The 3500-nt window shown below is 27.2% G+C and carries 2 protein-coding genes and 1 pseudogene; all 3 read right to left on the reverse strand.

Translation table 11 applies throughout. The annotated features are described in order from the left end of the window. Nucleotides 1-219 precede the first annotated feature (219 nt). Nucleotides 220-1260: a Fic family protein gene (locus tag KGF50_RS20805; RefSeq protein WP_227849825.1), complete on the reverse strand. Its 1041-nt coding sequence runs from the start codon at nt 1258-1260 to the stop codon at nt 220-222. Between the two features lie 107 nt (nt 1261-1367). Further along, entirely contained in the window at nt 1368-2741 is a 1374-nt protein-coding gene (locus KGF50_RS20810; protein ID WP_227849826.1) for an MATE family efflux transporter, read from the reverse strand. A 122-nt stretch (nt 2742-2863) separates the two neighbouring features. Continuing rightward, a pseudogene (locus KGF50_RS20815) lies at nt 2864-3500 on the reverse strand (ABC transporter permease); the annotation flags it as partial.

Consider the following 3500-nt stretch of genomic DNA (forward strand, 5'->3'; position numbering starts at 1 on the left):
AATCTTAAAAAGTAAATTGATAGAATACAAGAATAAAATATAATTTATTATACAATGTAATTTTAAATATATAAAAATTATAATCAAGCAATTACTTATAATGTTTTAGATAAAATAAGTTTTCTATGAAGTTATGTAAATTCTTTTTAGAATTTCTAATTTCAATAAAAAATGGTATAGTGCTTTGACACTATACCATTAAAATTATTAAAGTATTTTTTAATACTTCTTCTTCCATTTTGCACTTCTTCCCCTTGCAACAACCTCTATCTTATCTTGTTTTCTCAGATTATTAAAAACTCTATTTATAGTAGGCTCTGGAATGTCAGGACATAGGTCCTTTATATCTTCTTTTGTAAAATATCCAAGAGTAGAATTTATTATTTTTTCTATTCTACTAGTTTTTGTTTGTCTTTTCTTATCAGATACATTTAAACTGTCATCTAACTTCTTATATGCAGTCAATATGGTTTCTAAAAAATATTCAATCCAGGCATTCATATCTGATTTTTCATTCCCTATAGAAGACTTCAAATAGTTTAAGTTACTATAGTACTCATATGAACTGTCATCAAATATTTTTCCTAAACTTATATATCTTCCAACTTCGTATCCATTTTTATTTAACAGCAATAATATAAGTACTCTTGCCATTTTTATATTACCTTCTTTAAATGGATGTATCAATATGAAATCTAACACAAATGCAGAAATTAATATTAATATATCAATTTCATCCTCATCTATCAATGTATTATAAGCTTCACATATTTCTTCTACAGCTTTTTCAACCTTATTAACACTTGCATCAACATTCATAAAGTCACTATTTTTTAAATTGTATTCACAAAAACCACTCTCTGATTTATAGCTTCCCCCTCTAGTAGATGAAAATTTATATAAGTATCCATGAAGTTCAAGAATTGTTTGTGAGCTTATTGGAATACTCTCATAAGCACTATTAATAGTTTTTACTACATCTCTGTATTCAACAATACTTAACTCTTCTCTACTTTTAGGTGTGACTTCATTACTTATTAATTTTTCTAAATTAAAAGTATTACTTTCTTTTTGATTTCCAATATATGTAGATTCTGAACAATCTACTAAAGATTTTTTTTCTAGACTTTCTAAAATTTCTTTTGGTTGTTTTTTGTAAAGCAGTTGTCTACCCTTATACTCATTTATCTTAGACAACATTCTAGCTACATTCATGTTTACATACATATTTTTTAATTTGCTTTTTTTTGTAAATTCCATAAAATCACTCCATAATTAGAATTTCTCTTCTTTTTGACAGCGGTTTTATTTTATCATATAATTGTATTTTTTACAATTTTTTACTTATTTATCTGAAATTATACTTTTTATTCAGTTGTTATTTCGCTTAATCTTTCACTTTTAGGTGTATATCTTTTTAACTCTCTAAATACTACTACACCTGTAATTACTGTAGCTATAAAGTCAGATACTGGTTGAGCTGTCCATACACCCTTTAAACCTAAGAATGTAGGAAGAATTATTACTGCTGGTATCAATAAAATTACCTGTCTTAGAAGACTTAATAACATTGCCATTTTTGCTTTACCTATAGATTGTATAAAGTTTGTTCCTGTAATTGATAAACCTACAATTGGTAACATAAGTAGGTATATTTTTAAACCATCTACAGATATACTCATAAGTTCAGGGTCTTTATTAAATATTCCTATAATTGCCTCTGGGAAAAGCATAATTACTACCATGCCCATGCATAAGATTATAGTAGCTACTACTAATGAACCTAAGTATGCTTTTTTAACTCTATCGTATTTTTCAGCCCCATAGTTAAAACCTATAATGGGTTGCGCTCCCTGATTTATTCCAAAGATAGGCATTAAAAATACCATTGCTATAGAAGAAATTGTAGCCATAGCTCCTATAGCTAAATCTCCACCATGAGCTTTAAGAGCAATATTTGATATTACTTGAACTAAACTTGCTGCAAGTTGCATCGCAAATGGTGACATACCTATTGCAAAGACTGCGCTTACTAATCTTTTATCTAATTTTAAATGAGATTTACTGAATTTTAAATTTGATTTTCCACTTATATAGTAGCCTATAGTTAAAATAGCTGTAAGAGCTTGAGAAGTTACTGTAGCAATTGCAGCTCCTTGTATTCCCATATTGAATCCAAATATTAACATCCAATCTAAAACTATATTAGTTAGGCATCCTATTATCATTATTCCTGCTGAAATCTTAGGGCTACCGTCAGCTCTTATTGAGTGATTTAAAGAAAAGGATAGAAGATTTACTACTGTTCCTAATAAGATGATATTTATATATGTCTTTGCATATATTAGTGTATTTTCACTTGCTCCAAATAATGTAAGTATTTTATTCGCAAATAATATCCCAAGTATCATTATTATAATTCCTGTAACTACAGCTAATGTCATTGCATTTCCTATAAGTTTTCTTGCATCTTCTACTTTACCTTGCCCAAGTTTTATTGATATAGTTGTTGTTGTTCCTATTCCTATCAACATACCAAATGCAAGTATTATTGTCATTATTGGCATCGTAACACCAAGACCTGTTATTGCAAGTGGTCCAACTCCTGGTATGTTCCCAATAAAAATTCTGTCTACCACATTATATAGACTATTTACCAGCATACCTATTATTGCCGGTATAGAGTATTTCAGTAGTAATTTACTGATTCGTTCTGTTCCTAATAATTGTTGATTATCCATCAAGTCTCCTCCTTCTTCTAATATTTAATTTTCCACATATTACAAGGGAGGTGCATATGCCCTCCCTTAATATTAACTACTTTTTAAATATTAATTTTCTATAATATATATTATATACCACTTTAATCAAAAAACCAAACTTTTCTAATATAAAATTTCTTTAGCAAATGAAAATAAAGTGAATATATACATGAGAGCACTAATAATATACCCAAAATTTTTAAGTTAAAACTATCATTTAGCACACTATTTAAAAAGAGTAAAGAAAATATGCTATTTATAATAGCTATGATAAAAGGTACAAAAAATAGTATCCCTATCTCTATACTAACAATCTTATTCATATTTTTAAAAGATATACCTATTTTTGATAGATTGTTGTACTTAACCTTATCAAAAGGTTCATCTGTGTATAGTCTAAAGTACAAAAAACTAAGAACTGCCATAAACAGAATCACACCTATGAAAACACCCATAAATTGAAGAATTTTACTTTGCTGTAACTCAACTAGATACATATCTGGTAAAGTTAAAAAATATGACCTAATATCCTTTCTATCTAGGTTAAAACATTTTTCTTTTAACGCTTCAGTTATATCAGCACTATTTTGCCAGTTTTCATAATCAAATCCATAAAAATTTATTTTTGAAAACTTACTTTGTATATTATTATATAAATCGTCATGTATAACTATAATTTTACTAAACATACCTGTAGGAAAAATTATCTTATTTGTTGACTTTTTTATATTTATGTTT

This window comes from Clostridioides sp. ZZV15-6598 (assembly GCF_020657705.1).
Classification (GTDB): domain Bacteria; phylum Bacillota; class Clostridia; order Peptostreptococcales; family Peptostreptococcaceae; genus Clostridioides; species Clostridioides difficile_F.